At 69.2% G+C, this 20503-nt stretch carries 18 protein-coding genes and 1 pseudogene; 8 read left to right on the forward strand and 11 right to left on the reverse strand.

The features are described from left to right. Positions 1-112: 112 nt before the first annotated feature. On the reverse strand, positions 113-1732 hold the full coding sequence (gene lnt, locus HV826_RS14730; protein ID WP_176417637.1) for an apolipoprotein N-acyltransferase: 1620 nt from the start codon (positions 1730-1732) through the stop codon (positions 113-115). After that, on the reverse strand, positions 1729-2382 hold the full coding sequence (locus tag HV826_RS14735) for a hypothetical protein (protein ID WP_176417638.1): 654 nt from the start codon (positions 2380-2382) through the stop codon (positions 1729-1731). Before HV826_RS14735 ends, lnt begins: the two co-directional genes overlap by 4 nt. Positions 2383-2463: 81 nt before the next feature. On the opposite strand from HV826_RS14735, the gene HV826_RS14740 reads away from it, so the two are divergent. Beyond that, positions 2464-3381: a hypothetical protein gene (locus HV826_RS14740; protein WP_176417639.1), complete on the forward strand. Its 918-nt coding sequence runs from the start codon at positions 2464-2466 to the stop codon at positions 3379-3381. A gap of 97 nt (positions 3382-3478) precedes the next feature. On the opposite strand, the gene HV826_RS14745 is transcribed toward HV826_RS14740, so the two are convergent. Continuing rightward, positions 3479-4531, reverse strand: a complete 1053-nt coding sequence (locus HV826_RS14745; protein ID WP_176417640.1) for an SGNH/GDSL hydrolase family protein — start codon at positions 4529-4531, stop codon at positions 3479-3481. A gap of 220 nt (positions 4532-4751) precedes the next feature. On the opposite strand from HV826_RS14745, the gene HV826_RS14750 reads away from it, so the two are divergent. Further along, on the forward strand, positions 4752-6053 hold the full coding sequence (locus tag HV826_RS14750) for a chloride channel protein (RefSeq protein ID WP_176417641.1): 1302 nt from the start codon (positions 4752-4754) through the stop codon (positions 6051-6053). A gap of 3 nt (positions 6054-6056) precedes the next feature. Here HV826_RS14750 and HV826_RS14755 read toward each other — a convergent pair whose 3' ends face one another. The 3 genes from HV826_RS14755 to HV826_RS14765 all read right to left on the reverse strand — a co-directional run bounded on the left by HV826_RS14755 (position 6057) and on the right by HV826_RS14765 (position 9821). After that, entirely contained in the window at positions 6057-8078 is a 2022-nt protein-coding gene (locus HV826_RS14755) for a putative metal-binding motif-containing protein (RefSeq protein WP_217918630.1), read from the reverse strand. Between the two features lie 132 nt (positions 8079-8210). After that, on the reverse strand, positions 8211-9533 hold the full coding sequence (locus HV826_RS14760; protein ID WP_176417643.1) for a CapA family protein: 1323 nt from the start codon (positions 9531-9533) through the stop codon (positions 8211-8213). A 66-nt stretch (positions 9534-9599) separates the two neighbouring features. After that, positions 9600-9821 (reverse strand): hypothetical protein, encoded by a 222-nt coding sequence (locus tag HV826_RS14765; protein WP_176417644.1) that lies wholly within the window; start codon positions 9819-9821, stop codon positions 9600-9602. A 201-nt stretch (positions 9822-10022) separates the two neighbouring features. Between HV826_RS14765 and HV826_RS14770 the strand changes: the two genes are divergently transcribed. Beyond that, complete coding sequence (locus HV826_RS14770) at positions 10023-11339, forward strand: ferric reductase-like transmembrane domain-containing protein (protein ID WP_176417645.1); 1317 nt, start codon at positions 10023-10025, stop codon at positions 11337-11339. A gap of 18 nt (positions 11340-11357) precedes the next feature. Beyond that, on the forward strand, positions 11358-11912 hold the full coding sequence (locus HV826_RS14775) for a cytochrome c (RefSeq protein ID WP_176417646.1): 555 nt from the start codon (positions 11358-11360) through the stop codon (positions 11910-11912). Positions 11913-12092: 180 nt separating this feature from the next. On the opposite strand, the gene upp is transcribed toward HV826_RS14775, so the two are convergent. The 5 genes from upp to HV826_RS14800 all read right to left on the reverse strand — a co-directional run bounded on the left by upp (position 12093) and on the right by HV826_RS14800 (position 17345). Beyond that, on the reverse strand, positions 12093-12728 hold the full coding sequence (gene upp, locus HV826_RS14780; RefSeq protein WP_163782910.1) for a uracil phosphoribosyltransferase: 636 nt from the start codon (positions 12726-12728) through the stop codon (positions 12093-12095). A gap of 11 nt (positions 12729-12739) precedes the next feature. Beyond that, a complete protein-coding gene (locus tag HV826_RS14785; protein WP_176417647.1) occupies positions 12740-13951 on the reverse strand; it encodes a URC4/urg3 family protein in 1212 nt (403 codons plus the stop codon). Next, positions 13944-15197 carry a GTP cyclohydrolase II gene (locus HV826_RS14790; protein WP_176417648.1) on the reverse strand — a complete coding sequence of 418 codons (1254 nt, stop codon included), beginning with the start codon at positions 15195-15197 and terminating at the stop codon, positions 13944-13946. The genes HV826_RS14785 and HV826_RS14790 overlap by 8 nt, the downstream gene beginning before the upstream one ends. A 74-nt stretch (positions 15198-15271) precedes the next feature. Continuing rightward, positions 15272-16798, reverse strand: coding sequence for a CoA-acylating methylmalonate-semialdehyde dehydrogenase (locus HV826_RS14795; protein WP_176417649.1), 1527 nt, complete (start codon positions 16796-16798; stop codon positions 15272-15274). A 136-nt stretch (positions 16799-16934) separates the two neighbouring features. Then, positions 16935-17345 carry a hypothetical protein gene (locus HV826_RS14800; RefSeq protein ID WP_176417650.1) on the reverse strand — a complete coding sequence of 137 codons (411 nt, stop codon included), beginning with the start codon at positions 17343-17345 and terminating at the stop codon, positions 16935-16937. 66 nt (positions 17346-17411) lie between these two features. On the opposite strand from HV826_RS14800, the gene HV826_RS14805 reads away from it, so the two are divergent. The 4 genes and pseudogenes from HV826_RS14805 (at position 17412) to HV826_RS14815 (ending at position 20441) form a co-directional block, all read left to right on the forward strand. After that, entirely contained in the window at positions 17412-18089 is a 678-nt protein-coding gene (locus HV826_RS14805; RefSeq protein WP_176417651.1) for a TIGR02269 family lipoprotein, read from the forward strand. A 16-nt stretch (positions 18090-18105) separates the two neighbouring features. Further along, a complete protein-coding gene (locus HV826_RS14810) occupies positions 18106-18831 on the forward strand; it encodes a double-CXXCG motif protein (RefSeq protein WP_176417652.1) in 726 nt (241 codons plus the stop codon). 670 nt (positions 18832-19501) lie between these two features. Further along, a pseudogene (locus HV826_RS37175) lies at positions 19502-19803 on the forward strand (hypothetical protein); the annotation flags it as partial. A gap of 80 nt (positions 19804-19883) precedes the next feature. Further along, positions 19884-20441 (forward strand): imm11 family protein, encoded by a 558-nt coding sequence (locus tag HV826_RS14815; protein ID WP_176417653.1) that lies wholly within the window; start codon positions 19884-19886, stop codon positions 20439-20441. Positions 20442-20503: the final 62 nt, after the last annotated feature.

Below are 20503 nucleotides of genomic sequence, written 5' to 3' on the forward strand. Positions count from 1 at the left end.
GAATCCCAGGGAGCCAAACCTCCCGCCCCGTGTTCGGAGATGAGCTCGGACGACCCTAGCCCATCCCCGCGCGCCGGATGGCCCCAAGTGGTTCGAGCGGCCAGGCGACCGCTCAGGGACGAGCCCTCCGCCGCGCCAGCGAGCCCCCCGCGAGCAGCCCCACCGCGGCCAGCAACGCCAGGGGACTCAGCCAGTCTCCCCACGCCAGGGCGAGCGTGGACAGCGACGCCGTGGCGGGCACGCGCATGGTGAGGCCAGCGCGCTGGTCGTCGTCCACCTCGGCCACCACCGCGCCCGTCGCGTCGATGAGCGCGGACACGCCCGAGTTCGTCACCCGGACCTGAGGACGCCGCGTCTCGATGCTGCGAAAGGCCGCGTGCATCAGGTGCAGCCGGGGCGCGGGCGTGCCGGTGAACCAGGAGTCATTGGACAGCGTGAGCAGCAGCTCCGCGCCCTGCCGCACGCCCTGCGCGACATACTCGGGGAAAATCGTCTCGTAGCAGATGAGCGGCGCCACCCGGAGCTGGCGCCCGTCGCGCAACGTGAAGCGCACGGCCCTGGGCCCGGGCCCGCGCTTCCAGCGCCCGGTCCACGGCAGCCACTCGCGAAGCGTGGGGGTATCGATGAGGTCCGGCACCCACTCCGTCAGCGGGAAGAGCATCGTCTTGCGGTACGCGGCGCGTTCAGGCGCGCGCCCCGGTGAAGACGGGCCCAGGAACATGGCGGCGTTGAACTCGCGCTCGCCCTCCAAGTCGTAGGTCCCGAAGACGAGCGGCACGCCGCGCTCGGAGACGTAGCCGGCAATCTCCGCGTCCAGCGCCGCGCCCGTCTCGCTGCGCGGCGTGCCAAAGGGCGTGGGGTACACCGTCTCCGGCCACACCAGCAGGTCCACCGGTCCGTCGCGCAGCAGCGCGTCCGACATCGCGTAGTGCGTGTCGAGCACCCTCCGCACGACTTCATAGGCGCCCAGCTCCGCCTTCAGCTTCTCGTACCGGGTGATGTTCGCCTGCACCGCGCCCACCACCAGTCCACCGTCCGCCCGTGTCGCCGCGCGCGCCTGTGCATGCCGCAAGGCCCCGTACCCCGTCAGCCCGAGCACCAGCCCCGCCAGCCCCGCCGCGGGCCTCCAGGCGCTCCGCGCGCCCTGGCCCCTCCAGGCACGAAGCGCCGCGAGCACGCACTCGTTGCCCAGCAGCAACACCAGCGTGAGGCCGGGCGCGCCCGCCACGTCCGCGCCCTGGCGCTGCCACTCGGACGCATAGAGCCCGTGCCCCAACGTGTCCGCGAAGAGCTTGGGCGTGATTCCCTCCATGCCCACGTACGCGAGCGTCCCCACCAGGGGCGGCAGCCAGCCCTGCCCCTCCCGCGCCAGACGCCGCGCCGCGTACCGGGCCAGCGCGGCGGCGGCGAACTGGAGCTGGAGCAGCGGCGCCACCAGCAGGAACAGCGCCCAGCCGACCGCCGTGGGCGCTCGCGAGTACGCCTGGAGCGCGCCCGGGAACCAGTGAAAGACGGCGGCGGTGAACGTCACGCTGAGCAGCACGCCCAGGCCCAGCGCCTCGCGCGCGGAGCGGGCCCTGTCCAGCGCCGCGAGCCAGGGCACCATCGCCACCCAGCCGAGCGCCAGCCAGTGCGCCTCCAGCCGCCCGAACAGCGCGAACAGGACCGTGGTCCCCACGACGCCGAGCAGCGCCGCGCCCAGGTGCCGCCCGCTCCCCTGGACGTCGTTCACCGCGGAGAGGCCCCGTGCTCCGCGCCCTCGGGCAGCTCCAGCCGCTGGATGGGCATTCCGGGCGGCGCCAGCTCCTCGGGCACCAGCCCGTCGGGAGGCACGGGAACCGGCTGCCCGTTCGCATCCGTGGGTGGGGTGTCGGGATGGAACATCAACACGGCCGCCACGAGCTCACCCGAGTCCGTGTACTGGAAATGGCGCACGTACCCGGGCGGCAGCTCGAAGTCGTCGGGGACGACGAGGCCCTTCTTGATGGGCTTCGTCCCGGGCCGGTAGAGCTGGAGGCCCGTCGGTTCGGAGTCCATGTCGGGCTCCTGGACGTCGGCGTCGGTGGCCAGCTCGGCCACGGGCTCCGCGACAGGCTGTGGTGCTGGGGCCGCGACGGCAGGCGTCCGCGGCCGAGGCGCGCGGGCGCGCACTTCAGGCGGGGGCGGCGGAGCGGGCCGCGGCACCTCCGCGAGCGGCGGCGGCGCTTCCACCTGGAGGCCTGACGAACCCCACCAGACGCTCCAGCCAATGCACGCGAGCGTGAAGACAAACGCGCCGCCCACGAGCCACGCGCCCGGGCCCTTCCCCGTGCGAGCAGGCGCGATGTGCGTGACGCCGTCACTGTCGACGCGCCGCTTCGGTGTAGGGGATTGCGGCCTCATGTTCGCGCGAAGACCTCCGGGCTGCGTATGCTACGGAGCCACTCCCCCCGAGGCAAACACAGCGCCTTTCCGCTCACCCTCATGAGCTCTTCGTCCAATCTCGTCACCGACGCCCCCGGCGCGCCACCGCCCGCGACCACGCCCGAGCCCGCTCGCTTCGTCGTGCACGCCTGGACCCCCGGGCTGCGAGGGCTCGCGGTGGTGACGCAGCTCGCCGCGCTGGGCGCCCTGCTCCACTTCAGCGCGCAGCTCTGGATGGCGCTTTCCGATGGGAGCCAGCAGCCGCAGCCCGTGCCCATCATCATCGGACTGGTGCTGCGAGTCGCGCTACCGCTCGCGTTCGTCTCCGCGCTGCGCCGCGGCCACCGGGCCACCGTGGACGTGGACACCCACCAATGGACCCTGACGCTGCGCGGCGGCGCCCGGATGGAGCTCCCCTTCGAGGCCGTGGCCGCGGTGCGCCCCTGGCGGCTGCCGCTCCCGGGACCTGGCCTGGCGCTGCGGATGCGGTCCGGCCGCGCCTTCAGCCACGCGCTGGAGGTGGAGGACGCGGTGCCCCTGCTGCGCGCGCTGGACCGGCATGGGGCACTGGGCGCCGCGCAAACCCACACGCTGGTTCGCTACGCCCAGGCGCGCCAGGCCCTGTGGCGCCGGCGCTGGTACCACCTGATGGGGAAGTTCGTGCTCTTCCCGCTGGTGCCCACGGCCATCCTCTTCCGCGCGAACCAGGTCATCTCGTTTGGAGGCGCGCTGGGTGAGTACAGGATGTACGGGTTGGACGCGTACCTGCGCTCGTTCGGCCGGTACTACGTGCCCATCTCGTTGGGCCTGCTGCTCTTCGCCTGCGGCTGGCGCGTCGTCGCGGAGAGCGCGGCGCTCCTGGCCGCGTGGCGGCTGCCGGCCTGGACGCGCGGGGCGCGGCGCGCGGCGGAGTGGCTCTGCCGCCTCGCCTACTACGTCGGCCCCCTCGCGTTGATTGGCGCGCTCTTCCTGACGTGACGTGCGCGCCACGCCCTGGAAACGACAAGGCCTCCGGTTCCCGAAGGCAACCGGAGGCCCAGGCACCGCGCCCACGTTTCAGGCGCGGTCGCCGCGACTACGGCTGGGCGGGGTTGAACTTCGCGCTCTCGAAGCCCATGCGGTCGTGACCCGTCTTGTTCCAGGTCGAGGTGTCCGTGGGCAGCGCGCCGGTGCCGCCAGAGCTGGAGATGGTGCCCCCGGTGTAGGTCGGGTGGACGTCGTCCGACTGGAGGTAGTCGTAGCTGGTGCTCGAGTTGACGAAGTGCGTGTTGGAGTCGCGCAGCGTGGAGCGCAGCGTGACGGAGATGCGCTGGACGTACGCCGCCTCGGACTCGCCCTGGACGTAGCGGATGGCCGCGGAGTCCACCTTGCCATCGCCGTTGGAGTCATAGTCCGCGGCCATGTACTCCGCGAACGAGTCCGCGCACTTGAAGCCGTAGCGCGCCGCCAGGCTGCACGCGCGCCAGTTGCTCCGCGCCAGCAGCGGCAGGAACTTCTCCCGCTTGTTCACGACCTGGCCCGTGGCGGAGTCCCGGCACTGGGTGTTCACGTTGTCCGCGTTGAAGCCCGGGTAGTAGATGTTGGAGATGATCTTCGTCGCGCTGGCGGGCGCGTACTGGTTGATGGTCTGCATCGCACGCTCCATGTACGTGGTGCAGGTCGCCAGGGCGGACTCCAGGCCGGAGTAGTTACAGGTGCCCGACTGCCCCGAGAAGGCGCTGCGCGCCTGGAGGTAGTCGTTGCCACACATCTCGAACATGACGACGCGGGTGTTGGCCGCCTGCATGTACGAGCGCTCGGAGACAATCTTGTTGTTGTAGATGTCGTCCGCCTTCGCGCCGGACTTGGTGCGGCGGATGACCTCCACGTCGGCGTTCCACTTGCGCGCCAGGTCCTCGCCCTGCACCACCGGCGCCGCGCGGCGGGCCACGTTCCAGAAGAAGACGCTGCCGTTGTAGCCGGCGTAGATGGAGTCGCCGTAAGCCACGACGCGGTACTTCGTCGACGTCGACGGCTGGTCGATGGTCCACGACGTGTTCTGGTTGATGGTGCTCGCCATCGCGCTACCACCGACCGTGACTGCCGCGCACATGGCAACGATGGACATCCCGTTATGACGGAAAGACATGCCCCGCTCCTTTGGATTCCCGCTGGGGGTTTTTGGGGGAGCGCGCACGCTACATGGCGTCGATTCGCAAATCACCTCGAAACAGGAATAACGCACCAAGTCAGAATTGCTGGTGTTGATATGACCTCACCCCCGGGTGAAGGGGTGTCGTCAGAATGACGCGGAGCAAGCCTTTGACGCGGTGTTTCATCATGTTTCACCCAGGCCCGGAGTGTTTCACGTGAATCTTTCTCGTGGCACTAGAGCGCTGCTGCAATGGCTGCTCCTGGGGAGCCTCGTGGGCGTCGTCTGCGGCGTGGCGTCCGCGGTGTTCCTCTACCTGTTGGATGAAGCGACGCACTTCCGGGAAGGGCACCCGTGGCTGGTGTACGCGCTGCCCGTCGCGGGTTTGGTGCTGGGGTCGGTGTACGCGAAGTGGGGCGGGCCGATTCGTGGGGGCAACAACCTGGTGCTGGACACGGTGCACGCGAGCGACGCGCAGGTGCCGGTGCGCATGGCGCCCATGGTGCTGGTGGGGACGGTGCTGACGCACCTGTTCGGCGGCAGCGCGGGCCGCGAGGGCACGGCGGTGCAGATGGGTGGCAGCCTGGCGGACCTGGTGGCGCGGCGCTTCCGGGTGGGGCCGGACACGCGCCGCGAGCTGCTGGCCGCGGGCATCGCGGGAGGCTTCGGTTCGGTGTTTGGCACGCCGGTGGCGGGGGCGGTGTTCGGGCTGGAGGTCGTCGTGGTGGGGCGCATGGGCTACGAGGCGCTGCTGCCCGCGCTGGTGGCGTCGGTGGTGGGGGACTTGGTGACGCGGGGGCTGGGCATCCACCACACGCCGTATCCGGCGCCGGGGGCGCTGCCTTTGACAGTGGTAGTGCTGGCGAAGTGGCTGGTGTTCGCGGTGGCGGTGGCGGCGGTGGCGGTGGTGTTCGTGGAGCTGATGCACCGGCTGAAGAAGCTGCTGGAGCAACGCGTGCCGTGGCTGCCGGTGCGGATGGCGCTGGGCGGCGCGACGGTGGTGGTGCTGTGGAAGCTGGCTGGGACGGATGACTACCTGGGGCTGGGCGTGCCCGGCATCCTGCGCGCGTTCCAGGACCCGGCGCTGCCCGTGCCCGCGTTCGCGTGGAAGCTGGCCTTTACCGTGGTGACGCTGGCCGCGGGCTTCCTGGGCGGCGAGGTGACGCCGCTGTTCTTCATTGGCGCGGCGCTGGGCAACGTGCTGGCGCGGCTGCTGGGCCTGCCGCTGGATTTGGGCGCGGCGGTGGGCATGGCGGCCTTGTTCGCGGCGGCGGCGAACACGCCGCTGGCGCTGTCCATCATGGCCGTGGAGTTGCTGGGGGCGAATGTGCTGCCCCACGTGGCGATTGTCGCCACGGTGGCGTACCTGCTCACGGGGCACCGGGGCATCTATCCGTCACAGCGGATTGCGCGGATGAAGCACGGGGGGCCGCTGCTGGAGAAAATCGTGGCCCTGCGGGAGCTGGCCCGCGAGGACCGCGCCCCGCCCCCTGGACCCGAGGAACGGGGCGGGGGCTGAGGGCTATGGCTCCGGGAAGTGGTAGACGTGGCCGTCGTCGCCGACGATCCAGAAGTTGCTCGCGGAGGTCATGGCGATGTCGCGGAGCGGCATGTCTGGCTCGCCCGAGGCGAAGGCTGGAGCCTCGGCCCAACCGTGCGGAGTCAACCGCTGCAGCCGTCCTGAATTGCCCTCGTTGCCAATGAGGTAGGCATTCTTGGTCCCGGGTGGTGCGGCCACGCTGACGTAGTCGACCACGGCGCCCACCTCGGGGAGCACCCGTTCCCAGTCCCTCGACTGCCCACTGCCTTTCACCACCAACCCACCGTCACCCACCGCATAGATGAGCGTCGCGTCCGCGGCCCACACAGCCCGCAAGCCCCCGTTGTAGCCCGCGGTCCCCTGAAGGTTGTGCGCTGCCGCAGTGCCCCAGTTCGTGTCACGAATATAGAGATTTACCATCGGCGTCAGCGGCGACGACTCCCCTGTCGAGCCCACCGCATACAGCGCATTAGGGCCGAGCGCATGGAGACCCCAGTACCGACCGGGCGAGTCGTGGCGATGGGCCGCGCCTGTCCACTCATACAACTGACCCAAGGTGGAGACTGCGAATACCTGAGCTGGATTTCCTACCCCAACGACGCCCGAGAAGTAGTCACTGGTGTCAGGGAGGTCGACATGGATTGTGTAGCACGAACCACCACTGTGCTCACCTATCCAGCCGTCCTCGCCAACCACGACAAGATAACCAGTATTGGGGTTGACCCACGCCGAGTGCCAATCCAACGTGTTCCCTGCGGGCCCACACGGCGGCGCTGACGCATCCCCGTCGTGGCTGAAAAAATCTGAAGCCGCATCCCTCTTCACCGCCAGCTTGCCGTCCAATCCCGCCACCCACACCGGGTAACCACTCGGGTGCACGGCCACCGTCCTCCAGTGGCGCCCGGCCAGTGCTGGGTCTTCGACCTTTCTCAGCGAGCCGCAGGTCATCTGCTCGTCCACTTCTCCATCGCAGTCGTTGTCCAGGCCGTCGCAGACCTCCGTCCCTTGGGTGTTCGTGGCGCCGTCGGCGTCATCACAGTCCAGCGTGTTTTCCACCATCATCGGAGGCAGCGGTGCGCCAGGGCACAGCTCTCCCACGGAAGCGCTGTCCTTTTTCCCCTCTCCGTCGCTGTCCGCATCCGCATAGAGCAGCGCAGGCGTAGTGCCCACGCACTCCGTCCCCGTCCCCGCGGAGTTGCAGGCATACGTCCCGCCGCAGGCCTCCGTGCACGCCGTCCCCAGTGCACCTGGCCCCTCCGTGAACAGCTCGTCGGCGCGCCCGTCACAGTTTTCATCCACGCCGTTGCACGCCTCCACCACGTTGGGATGGATGTCGGCCCGCTCGTCGTCACAGTCGCCCGTCGCTTCAACATGGAGTTCACTCGGCGGGTCACAGGCCTGCGTGCCGGGCACATTGCGTCCGAAGCCATCGCGGTCCTGGTCCAGGTACCAGAGCCTGTCGACGACCCCCGTTTCCTGCTGACCGTCGCAGTTGTCATCCAGGCCGTTACAGAGCTCCGGCGCACCAGGGAAGGCCGTCGCTCGCAGGTCATCGCAGTCCGCCCCCCGGTTCATCGGCCCACCCGGTGAGACGAAGCCGTCACCGTCCTCGTCATCGGTGTGCAGGTCCTCGAGCAGCCACTCCTGCCGGCCCGCGGAGGCGAAGCTGAAGGTCTGCTTCCGCTCATCCACCAACTGCTCGGCCGCGCAGCCCTTCTCGAAAACCCTGACGGTGATTTCGACGTCCCGCGCCCAGTCCGCCTTCCGGAAGACGGCGACGTTCAACACCGGGTCATTGGTGTCGAACTGCCCGGGCGCCTTGAACTCCGCGAGCACCGGCTCACCGGTGCCGCCATGGGCCTCCACGGTGATGCAGCCCTGACTGAAGTTCCGGTGGTGGCCAATCTTGACGTGAACCGCGGCCTCCTTCGTGTCCGGCTCCTTCGAGTCCTTCTTGCAGGCCAGCAGCAACAACAGCGGCAGGAGGATGGCGGATTGACGCATAGGGTGCACTCTACCCCAACCCCAGGCATGACTTGCTCAGAAGCCGACTCACCCTGAGGTCCGCCCAAGTGAATGACCATGGACATATCACAGCCAGAATGGACCGAAGCACACCCACGTATGCCTTTGCCATCACGGCTGTGAGGTCAACCGCTCAGCAGGCACCGCCACCGCCCCACGCTGACGCAGCGCGGGCGACGCCACCGCGAACCCCTCCGGCAGCATCCGGAGGATGCGCTCGCGCCGCTGCTTGGAGCCCTCCAGCCGCCGCTCCAGCAAGGCCTTCTGCGCGCGCGTCTCCTTGTCCAGCGGCTCCGGGCGCGCCGCCAGCAACGCCAGCCGCTCCGTCACCGCCTCCACCTCCCGGTCGATGAGCACCGGCTGGATGTTCCGCGACTCCTTGCGCGCCCGCCCCACCGCGTTGTTCTCAATCCACACCGGCAGCACCGACACCTCCTCCAGCGCCACCGACACCCCCGGCATGGGCCGCACCAGCGACAGCCGCAGCAACATCGAGTCCCTCCGGTCGCCTCCCGAGTGCTTCGCCCCCGTCGCGTGCTGGTAGAAGCGGTCCTGGTTCGCCACCAGGTTGCCCAGCGAATACGCGATGAGCCCCTTGCGCCCATCCACCGTCTGGTACGGCTCCAGCGGCTGGAGCACGTGCGGATGGTGCCCGATGACCGCCCTCGCCCCCGCGTCCAGCAGCGCGCGCCCCAGCTCGCGGTCCTCGGGCCGGGGCGTCCCCGTGTACTCCGTCCCCCAGTGCACCAGCACGATGAGCGCGTCACACCGCGCCGCCGCGGCGCGCACGGCCTCCACGGCCTGTTCAGCCTGAACGCCCCGGTGCGCTTCGGGCCGCGAATAGGGCACCAGCGCGACATGTGGCGCCTGCGCATCCTTCGGGTTGCTGAAGCCATTGAGCATGCGCGTGAAGGACAGGAACCCCACCCTCACGCCGCGCACGTCCACGAAGGCGGGCTCCCAGGCGGCGTCCTTCGTCGCGCCCGTGCCCGCATGACGGATGCCCGCCGCCTCCAGGTGCCGCAGCGTCTCCAAGATGCCCGCGGGGTGCTGGTCCCTCGCGTGGTTGTTCGCGGTGGACACCACCTTCACCCCGGCCGAGGCCAGCGCATGCACCATGGCCGACGGCGCGTTGAACAAGAGCTCCTTCGCCACGGCCTTCTTGTTGTCGGTGACGGGCGTCTCCAGATTCACCACGCCCACGTCCGCGGTGCGCAGCACGTCCGCGATGGGCCCGAAGACATGGTCCCAGCCCTCATGGTTGAGCGAGGGCGCCCGGCCTCCTGCCGGTGGCGGCGCCCCGGTGCGCGCGTGCAGCCTGGCGACCTCCTTCACCTCGCCATGGGGAATCACATCCCCACCAAACACCAGCTCCACCCGCGTGGGGGCGGAGGCACACAGCAGGGGCAACAGCAGCAGGACGGAGGCGGACACGCCTCCACCCTAATCCAGACACCCGGCCTCCCCGGAAGGGGCCCCCCGGGTGCCGGCGGACCACGGCTACGGCTTGCCCTTGTCGCTGCTCGCGTCACCCTCTCGCGGGTAGCCGCGCTCCTCGCGGGAGCTGCCCTCGTCGCCCCAGCGGTGGGCCTCATTCGTCACCGCGCGGTCCTCCGCGTCCCGCCGCTCCGTCTCCGGGTCGCTCATCGACTCGCGGAGGCGCGAGCCCGGCTGCGGGGACTCGGATGCGTCACGTGACTTCGGCGTGCGCTGCTCGGCCATCGTCGTTCTCCTCTCCTGGCATGCGTCCCTTCCAACGATGTGCACGCCCTCGCGGTGGGGCCAGGGGGCCCTGGGGCCCGCACACCGGGTCGCGGGGACGGACGGTCCGGGTCCTTCCGTGAACAGTGCGAGCGGTACCTGCCTGCTTCCACGTTCCCCTCGGACACATCCCGGGCTACGGGGCCTGATGGGAGTCTCCGCATGAACCGCGTGATGTCCGGCTTCTTCTGGATCAGCCTCTACCTGCTGGTCGTGCTGGTGCCCGTCTTCCTGATGCTCATCCCCCCGGCCCCGTCCGGGCGGTCCTTCTGGCTCGAGCTGTCCGTGGCGCTGGGCTTCGTGGGGCTGACGCAGATTGCCGTGCAGTTCGTGCTCATCGCGCGCTTCAAGCGCATCACCGCGCCCTACGGCATCGACATCATCCTCCAGTACCACCGGCAGATCGCCATGGTCGCCGTGTCCCTGGTGCTGGCGCATCCGCTCATCATCGTCATCGACAACCCGTCCCGCCTGAAGCTGCTCAACCCCCTGAGCGGGAACTGGGCCAGCCGCGCCGCGATGATGAGCGTGCTGATGCTCGTCATCCTGGTGGTGTCCTCGCAGTTCCGCGAGCGGCTCAAAATCAACTACGAGCGCTGGCGCCTCCTGCACCTGCTGCTGGGCGTGGCGGCCATCGTCTTCGCCCAACTCCATGTCTCCATGGCGGGCCTGTACACCAACACGCCGTGGAAGCACGCCATCTGGGTGGTGACCAGCGCCGCCATGGTCGCGCTCGTCATCTACCTGCGCGTCCTGCGCCCCGCGTGGCAGCGCAACTACCGCTGGCGCGTCGCCGAGGTCCGCCCCGAGCGGGGCGGCACGCACTCCCTGGTGCTGGAGCCCGTGGGGGACCATGGCATGCGCTTCGACCCCGGCCAGTTCGCCTGGCTCAAGCTGGAGGGCTCGCCCTTCACGCTGGAAGAGCACCCCTTCAGCTTCTCCTCCAGCGCCGAGCGCTCGGACCGGCTGGAGTTCGGCATCAAGTCGCTGGGTGACTTCACCAGCCGCATCGGCGACGTCCCACCGGGCACGCGCGCGTACCTCGACGGCCCTCATGGCGCCTTCAGCATCGACCGCTATCCCGCCGTCGGCTACGTGTTCATCGCGGGCGGCGTGGGCATCACCCCCATCCTCTCCTTCCTGCGCACCATGGCGGACCGGAAGGACCACCGGCCCATCACGCTCTTCTACGCCGACAACGACTGGGACAGCGTGGCCTTCCGCGAGGACCTGGCCGAGCTCGAGGAGAAGCTGGACCTTCATTGCGTCTACGTCCTCAAGGAGCCCGCCGAGGACTGGAAGGGCGAGCGCGGCTTCCTCACCGGCGAGGTGCTGGACCGGCACCTGCCGAAGGAGAAGCTCGCGCGCTTCTTCTTCATCTGCGGCCCGCCGCCCATGATGACGGCGGCGCACGAAGCCCTCCAGGAGCGCGGCGTCCCCGAGGCGCGCATCCACCTGGAGAAGTTCAACCTCGCCTAGGCCGGAGCCTCTGCCACCATGCGACACCTCGTGGCGAACATCGCCACCTACACCATCGCCGCGCTGCTCCTCCTGGGCTCCGCGCTGTTCGCCTGGATGCGCTCCGCGCAGCTCGTCCTCTCCGACGAGTACGCGACGCTGGCCCAGTACGAGCCCACCCCGGAGCACGCGTTCGAGTGGCGGGAGGTGGGCGAGCACGCCTACGCGAGCAACTGCCGGAACTGTCATGGCAGCGAAGGCCAGGGTTGGGACCAGTACCCCGGCCTCCAGGACACCGCGCGCATCTTCGCCGCGCCGGGGGGACGCGAGTACCTGGTGGAGCTGAACCTCCACGGCCTGACGAGCCCTCGCTGGGGCGCGCCCATGCCCTCCATGGGCCACCTGCAGGACGTGGAGCTGGCGGCGGTGCTGAACCATGTGCTCACCCACTTCGGCAACGCGCCGCCCGCTGGAGCGCGGCTGTACGTGCCAGCGGACATCGCCGCGCTGCGTGGGCCGAAGCGCTCACCGTGGGAGGTGAATGAACTCCGGCCCGGCGGGGCCGAAAAGGCCTCCGGCCGGACCGTCAACTAGCGGCGGAAGGACGCGAGCGCGACAACGCCCCACGGCGCCTGCGAGCCACCGCGCCCACCAGCAGCGCCACCCCCGCGGCGCCCAGCGCACCGGGCGCCGCGGTGCAGCCACCCCTGCTTCCGGACACGGCCGCGCGCCAGGTCACCGTTGCCGGGTGAGGGGTACCTCCTCCACCGCGCGCTACTTGGTCCCGAAGAGCCGGTCTCCCGCGTCGCCCAGGCCCGGGAGGATGTAGCCGTGCTCGTCCAGCCGCTCGTCGATGGCCGCGGTGTAGACGTGGACGTCCGGGTGGTGCTCGCGCAGGTTCGTCAGGCCCTCCGGGCACGCCAGCAGACACACGAAGCGCAGCGAGCCGGGCTTGCTCTTCTTCAGCCGCTGGAGCGCGGCCACCGCCGAGTTGCCCGTGGCCAGCATCGGGTCACACACCACCACGTCCCGGTCCGCGAGCTGGCCGGGCACGCGGTAGTAGTACTCCACCGGCGACAGCGTCTCCGGGTCCCGGTACAGGCCGATGTGCCCCACGCGCGCGGAGGGCACCAGCTGCAGCATCCCGTCGAGGATGCCCTGCCCCGCGCGCATGATGGCCACCAGCACCAGCTTCTTGCCGTCCAGCACCGGCGCCACCGTGCGCGCCATGGGCGTCTGGATGTCCTCCTCGCGCACCTTGAGGTCTCTCAGCGCCTCATAGGCGAGCAGCAGCGAGGTCTCCTGGAGCAGCGCCCGAAAGGAGGCGGTGCTCGTCTCCACCCGGCGCATCTGCGTGAGCTTGTGCTTCACCAGCGGGTGGTCCACCACCGTGCAGTTTGGAAACTCCATTGCGTCCTCCGTCAGAACACCGTGCCGTCACTGTCCACGCGGATGGGGGGCCCGCCCCCGGGACGCCGCTCCGCCGCCACGCGCCGGCCCGCGGTCCACGTCCCGCCCTGGAGCACCTTCCCCAGCGGCAGCTCCTCCGCGCTCAACCCCAGCCGGCCGCGCACCAGCGCCGCCACCCGGTCCAGCAGCGCCACCGTCAGCGCGCGCCACTCCACGATGGGCTCGTCACCCGGGTGGAAGGACTGCGTGAAGAGGCGCGGCTCCCGGGGCGACAGCACGCCCAGGTCCACCAGCAGGCCGCCGTTGCGGTACTCGGGGAGGCCGGTGAGCCCATCCAGCTCTGTCACCACCACGCCCGCCTCGGACAGCGGCTCCACCAGGGAATACGTCAGCCACTGCGACAGCTTGTGGAAGGGCACCAGCGCCTCCAGGCTCTCCACCGGCCCCAGCGCGGGGTGTGGCCACACGTCGCCCAGGTTCACCGCGTCCACCATCACCCGGCCCGGCCAGATGGGGCCCAGCATCTCCAGCACCAACCCCAGCAGCTCCGCGGCGCGCACGCTGCGGTGCTGCGCGGTGATGATGTCCAGCAACGCGCCCGGCCGAGGCAGCACCTTCGCCAGCCCGTGCAGCAGGTGCAGCCGGCCGTCCAGCCCATCCACCGGGTTGGCGTCCGTCACCTGCATGCCCCGCGCGAGCGCCTCACGCGTGAGCCGGCCCAGCGCCTCCGCGTCCACGCGCAGCGGCCGGTCCGGGTCCGACGAGAAGCGCCCCTCCATGAACATGCGGAAGCTGGCCACGGCCAGGCCCTCGGAGCGCGCCCACGTCTTCCCGCCGGCCTCCTGGTAGCGCCACTGCGGACCGCTGCCCGCGTCCAGCAGCACGCTCACCACCACCAGGTCCAGCTTCGCGCGCGCCCGCTCTTGAAGCGTGGCGTCCTTCAGCCGCGCCTCCAGCTCCGCCAGCCGCGCCACGCCGCCCACGTCGAAGTGGCGCCAGCGGCTGTGCAGCGGCACGTCCAGCGTGGGGTAGTGCTCGCGCGTCACGTGCAGCACCGTGTCCACGACGATGGGCAGCCGAGACGGCTCGACACGGAAGTGCTCCAGCTTGCCCGCCAGCCCCAGGTCCAGCAGCTGGTGACAGCGCTCGCGGATGGCGGACGGCGTGCGCAGCCACGCCACGGCGGGAGAGAGGTCCGACCTCGCCAAGGCGGAATCAGACATCGAGGTCCCGCCCCTTCACCTGCGCCAGCTCCGCCGCGTCCGCCACCGGCCCTTGCGTGAAGTAGCCCGCCGCCTTCTTCGCCTCCATCTCCACCTTCGCATCGGCGGGGATGAGCGCGTCGGGGATGGGGACGCGCTCCAGGATTTCGATGCCCGAGCGCGTAATCGCGTCGTGCTTCATGTCGCTCATGGACACGAAGCGGTGGATGCGGGTGATGCCCAGCCAGTGCAGCACGTCCGGCATCAGCTCCTGGAAGCGCATGTCCTGCACGCCGGCCACGCACTCGGTGCGCTGGAAGTAGGTGGCCGCGGAGTCGCCGCCCTCCTGCCGCTTGCGCGCGTTGTACACGAGGAACTTCGTCACCTCGCCCAGCGCCCGGCCTTCCTTGCGCAGGTAGACGATGAGCCCCGCGCCGCCCGTCTGCGCGGCGCGCACGCACTCTTCGATGCCGTGCGCCAGGTAGGGCCGGCAGGTGCAGATGTCGCTGCCGAACACGTCGGAGCCATTGCACTCGTCATGCACGCGCACCGTCAGCGGCACGTCCCGGTCCGCCAGCGTCTCGATGCCGCCGAAGACGTACAGCGTCAGCCCGCCGATGGGCGGCAGGAAGACGTGCAGGTCCGGGCGCGTAATCAGCTCCGGGAACATGCCGCCCGTCTGCTCGAAGAGGCCGCGGCGCAGCGCGCTCTCCGTCATGCCGAAGCGCTTCGCGATGCCCGGCAGGTACCACACCGGGTCCACCGCGGCCTTGGTCACCTTGATGTCGCCGTTGTCGCGCAGCAGGTCTCCGTCCGGCTTCAGGCGCCCGGCCTCGATGGCGTCGCGCACCTCGGGGAAGTTGATGTGCGCCTTGGTGACGGCGATGGTCGGCCGGAAGTCGATGCCCTGCTCCGCGAAGGGCCGGAACGCCTGCGGCGCGATGGCCCCCCACGGGTCCAGCGAGACGATGCGCTGCGGGTCGCTCCACGATGGATGCGGGCCCACCTGCGCGGCGGGCGCGGTGTTCTTCAGGTCCGCGCGGTGGTCCTGCGGCAGCATGCCCGCGGCCACGGCGAGCGCTCGGTACACGGCATATGCGCCGGCGTGCGTGCCGATGACGTTGCGGTGCCCGGCCTCCGTCAGCGTGGCGACGACGGGGCCGCGGCGCGTCGGCTCGCCGTCTCCCCAGCGGATGGGGACGCTGGGGACGTCGCCATCCGGGTGGGAGGTGAGGCGGATGTGGTTGGGGTTCTTTTTCTCGGCCATGGGAGCGCCCTCCTTGCGGGCGCGGGAGCAGAGTCGGGGTGTGGGGGGCGGTGCTTCGCGGCGTGGGGCGCGCTTCAGCTCATCCACGAGCCGTCGGTCCGGGCCGACCACTTGCGGGTGACCTTCTTCACCTGCGTCCAGAAGTCGAGGCTGGACGGCCCGGTGATGTCCCCGTGCCCGAAGCGCGAATCCCCCGTGCCGCCGAAGGAGAACGGCTCACGCGGAACGGGGACGCCCACGTTGACGCCCACCATGCCGGCGCGCACGCCCTCCACCACCGTCTGCGCCACCCCACCGTTGGTGGTGAAGATGGACGCCGCGTTGCCGTAGGGCGACGCGTTCTCCACCGCCAGCGCCGCGGACAGCGTGGGCACCCGGACGATGGAGAGCACCGGGCCGAACAGCTCGCGCCGCGCCGCCTCCATCTCCGGACGCACGCCGTCCAGCAGCGTGGGGCCCAGCCAGTTGCCACCGGCCCACGGCTCGCCCTGCGGCTTGCGGCCACGGCCGTCCAGCACCACCCGCGCGCCCTCGGCCTCCGCGCGGGCGAGGGCCGTCTCCAGGCGGTCCAATGAACCGCGGTCGATGAGCGCGCCCATGCCGGGCCCCAGCTCCAGCTTCGCCGCGCGGCGGAGGACCTCCTGGAGGATGGACTCCACGTCGCCCACCGCGAGCAGCACGCTGGCCGCCATGCAGCGCTGGCCCGCGCAGCCGGTGAACGAGTCCACCACCGCCTGCGGCGTCAGCTCCGGGTCCGCGTCCGGCACGACGATGAGGTGATTCTTGGCGCTGCCCAGCGCCAGCACGCGCTTGCCACGCTTGCAGCCCTCCGTATACAGGTGGCGCGCCACCGCGGACGAGCCGACGAAGCCCACCGCCTGGACGTCTGGATGCGCCACCAGCGCGTCCACCGCCTCCCTGCCGCCGTGCACGACGGAGAAGACGCCCGCGGGGTAGCCCGCCTCACACATGAGCTCGCCCAGCGCGCACGCCGTCAGGGGCACCTTCTCCGAAGGCTTGAGGATGAAGGCGTTGCCCAGCGTGACGGCGATGGGGAACATCCACATCGGCACCATGGCCGGGAAGTTGAACGGTGTGATGCCGGCGACCACGCCCAGCGGCTCGCGGCGGTACTCACACGAGACGCCGCGGCTGACCTCCAGGTGCGCGCCCGTGTCGAGGTGCTGGAGGGACAGCGCGAAGTCGCAGACCTCCATGCCCTTGAGCAGGCCCGCGCGGGCCTCGGCCACCGTCTTCCCCGCCTCGCTGGCGGCGAGCTGGGCCAGGGCGTCCAAATCCCGCTCGAGGAGCTGGCGGAAGCGATACAGGAACTGCGTGCGCTCCCGCAGCGGGGTGTCCTTCCAGGACGCCGCCGCCGCCTTCGCGGCCTCCACCGCCTGGGAGACCCCCGAGGCGGGCGTGAGGGGAACCCTGCCAATGACGGTGCCCGTGTAGGGGCTCCGGACATCGAGCTGCGCCGCACCGGGCGGCACCTGCCAGCTTCCTCCAACGAGGTTACGGCACGAGACAACGCTCCGCGGAAGCTGGATGAAGGACACGCACACCCCCCAGGTGTCTGGCGTGAAGAAATGGCCTGCCATCGTAACCGGGGGAATGGGCTGTCATGCAACCCAGGGGTCCCCGAGGGTGCCTTCGGACACGCCCAATGGAAGACATCCAGGTGCTCACTCTGTCAGGTAGCGGACCCATCCCTCGGACGAGTGACAGGGATTGCGTTCAGCGGGAGTCAGACGCCGCCAGCAGGCCGCGCAGCCGGGTGATGGTGGCCGTGTCGTCCGCGTCCAGCGTGAGGCCCGCGGCCTGGACTTCTTCGTACAACGCGAGCGCGTAGTGGAAGCGGGAAGCCGCCGTGGCGGCGTCGCCCTGGGTGGCGAGCAACGTCCCGTCCTCGGCGACCAGGCGCGCGAGCACCTTCACGCGCGGAGGGGCGCCCAGCAGCCGCGCGGTGGACGCCGGGTCCGCCATCAACAGCGCGGCGTACTCCATGCCCAACGTGGACAGCGCCGTCTCCTGGATGAGGCGCTGGGCGTCCGCGAGCTTCTTCTCCCGGCCCGCCTTGATGATGCGGGCCAGCGCGGCGGCGAACTCCTCGATGAGCCGCTCGATGTAATCTTTGCGAAGGGACATGGCGGCGTGAAGGTAACCGCGGAGCAGGGGTAGTGCACGCCCGGGCCTTCCATCGATTACGATTCCATGACCGTGCGACCCTCCCATGCGCTCTGGCTCCTGCTGGCCGTGGCCCTGTTGGGCTGTTCGACCGTTGCACATGATGAGCGCCGAAGGGGACCGAGCGAAGACCAGGAGGTGTGTCGCCCCTCCGCCGATGCGCCATGTGTCGCAGTCCAGTGCACCCTTGACGTATGCGGGCTCTACCTCTGCGAAGACGTTGCTCCTGAAGTCCAGCCGGTGCGCTTCCCTCCCGCACGCCCTCCAGTCGCCGCCGCGCCAGGAAGCGGGCCCCGCCGGAACTGGGGACGCGACACGAAAAACTCGAACGGCGCGGCCCCCGTTATGGTCTTCCCGAACTGGAATGGGGTTCGTGAGCGCGCAGTTCCGCCCTCACACCAGCTCCCAGCAGGCCGCTTCGAGAAGCACCACATCTTCCCGCAGGCCGAACTGCTCGCGAGGTGGTTCGAGCGGCAGGGCGTCAAGATTCACAACTATACCCTCCCGATTCCCCGCGACCTCCACCGGAGGATTCACGGCGGCGATGGGCGGGGTGGCGCCTGGAATCAGGCGTGGCGCGATTTCATGCTGGCCAATCCCAGAGCCACGCCCGAGGAAATCTATCGACACGCAGGGGCCCTCATCTATCGCTTCCAACTTCTGGGCGGCCCCCTTCAACCGTACTACTCCCGTCCTGGAACATGAGGACTTCGACTCCCCAATGACACGGTTCTTCTGGCTGGGTGAGGCCGCGACGGCCACAACGAAACAGGGAGGCTCCATTGATGCATGGCACAAATGGAGCCTCCCTGGAGTGCACTGCCCTACCTGCGGCGCCACCTGGAGTGACGTGGGGCACGAGTACCCCTGCGTCGACCTGTCACATCTCCCAGAGCGAGCACTGTTCGAGCGGCCCCGCCCCGAGCCCTTCTCCGAATTCGCACGCCTCCGGGAGCTGGTGCGCTCCCTGGTGCCTCCACATGCAACGCTCCCTCCTGGGACAGGCTTCGGCCCATTGACGGGCAAGGCCACGGGACGTTTCGGCCCCGTCGCCTGGGTCGAGCAACTGCTGCTGTTGGTCCACCCCGACGTGCTGTCGCGCCTTCAGGCAGATGGAGTGGAAGGACTGGTGGGTTGCCGGACGGAGCTGACGTTCCGCCAGAAGACTCCGCCCACGTTCCTGGAGCTCCAGATAGAACCGCGTGGCCGCCTGCATCCCGACTGCATTCCCCCCGAGGTACCACCTCCGTGCGGGACGTGTGGTCGGCATGGCTTCACGCGCCCGGAAGCGCCCATCCTGGATGCCGCCGCGCTCCCCTCGGGAGTTGACCTGTTCCGCGTCGGCGACTTCGCAACCATGGTCATTGGCACCGAGCGATTCCTGGAGGCTGTGCGGCGGCAGAAGCTCGACGGTATCACCTTCCATGAATTGCCAGCCCAAAGGTAACCGCGAAGCAGGTGCGTGCACGCAGGCTGAAGATGAAGTCACCCCGCGAGCTCCGTACTCCCAACTCTCACTCCCTAGCCGCCCGACTTGAAGGGGCAACTCCACAAGAACCTAGTCCCGACCCTCCAGCGACTCGACAATACCGCTAAGCTGTAGCCCCAGTACTACCTTGAAAGGAAGCCCCAGGAGTACTGGTCCAAAACACCTGAGCACCGCGAAGAGGCTAAGGCACGGCTTTTCGAGCTCTTCGAAGAAGAGCAGTGGCCAATAATCCGTGCATTATGCCCAATCCTTCGTGAGCACGCCTCGTAGTCCGCCGGCTCCGCTGCGCCACCGAGCTGGTAAGGTGTCCCGCGCAGCACGGATTCATGAGAAACTTCTCTGATGGCGAGATCGTCCTCGTCATCTGAGCCGTCCCCTCATGCGAATCAAATGAAACCGAATGCTTCGCGGAAGACAGCCTGCTCGCGAATGATTTCGGCGAACTTCTCCATGAGGGGGCAGAGCCACTCCTCTCGCATGTTGGCGAGGGCCCTCTCTGCCAACGTGAGTGAGACAGTTCGTACCCGGTAGTTTAGTGTGCAGGGCGACCCAGGCAGGAACGATGAAGCCAATGGTGGAAGAGGCTCGTGTCATGGAGGCCGAGGTGGTGAAGAAGGCTAAGCGCAGAGGCTTCACTGCAGGCATGGCGGCGAAAAATCTGAGGCTGCCCCGCTCGGCGAGGCTGCGCTCGCGGTGGAGACACGGGCGGGTCACCAATACGTGAGCATCGTGAGCGTTCAGTCGGTGGCAATGACTATCGAGGACTTCCCCATCGCACTGGCACCCAACTTGGTCACCATGGCTGCCCGAGGTATGCGGAGTAGCAGCACCAAGGACCACCACTTCGCGACGAACAAGAACAGTGTCTCCACCGTGCGCGGCGGGCCCTGGACGCCCCGGTTCAAGAGAATCTTCAAGAAGGCCGGGATGGGGAACTCGCCAAGGAAGCCGCCGCCCCGGGCTCCGGCTTGAACAAGCTCCTCACTCGAGCCAGGTGATACCGAGGCGCCATGATGGCAAAGAGGTATTTCCAGCTCGCCGACAACGTCTCCCTTCCTGGCCGTTGGGAGCTGGGCCACCCCCAAGATGCGCAAGGTCACGAAGTAGACGACCCTTGGATGTTCCGAGAGGGCCATCCGGTGGCGGTGAGCCAGCGCTTCACGGTTCCCATCGAGGAGCCAGGCAAGGCCCTCGATTTTTCTCTCGCGGGTTTCAGCACTCCCGTGGTCAGCGCCAGCGTGGCCAACATCTTCATGGAGCTGGCCCCCGAGGACGTGCAGCTCCTCCCCGTGGACATCCGAGGCCACCTGGACTCGTACTTCATCCTGGTGGCCACGAGGCTCATCCGCTGCATTGACGACGCGGCATCGGAAGAGGTGCTCCACTGGCACCCGGAGGATGGGCGGCCCGAGAAGGTGGGACAGTACCGGGATGTCTACGGCATGCGCGTTGACCCCGCCCAGGTGTTCCGCACCTGGGGCTGGTCCATCGCCCTCATCGTCTCCAAGGACATCCAGCAGGCCTTGGAGCGTGCGAAGGCCACCGGCGTGAAGTTCACGCAGGTGTAGTCCGCGCAAACGACCCTCCTGTTCTCTGAAGCATCCTGAGGGGCGCAGCGGGCAGGCCCCAC

This window comes from Myxococcus sp. AM010, assembly GCF_013372585.1.
Classification (GTDB): Bacteria; Myxococcota; Myxococcia; order Myxococcales; family Myxococcaceae; genus Myxococcus; species Myxococcus vastator.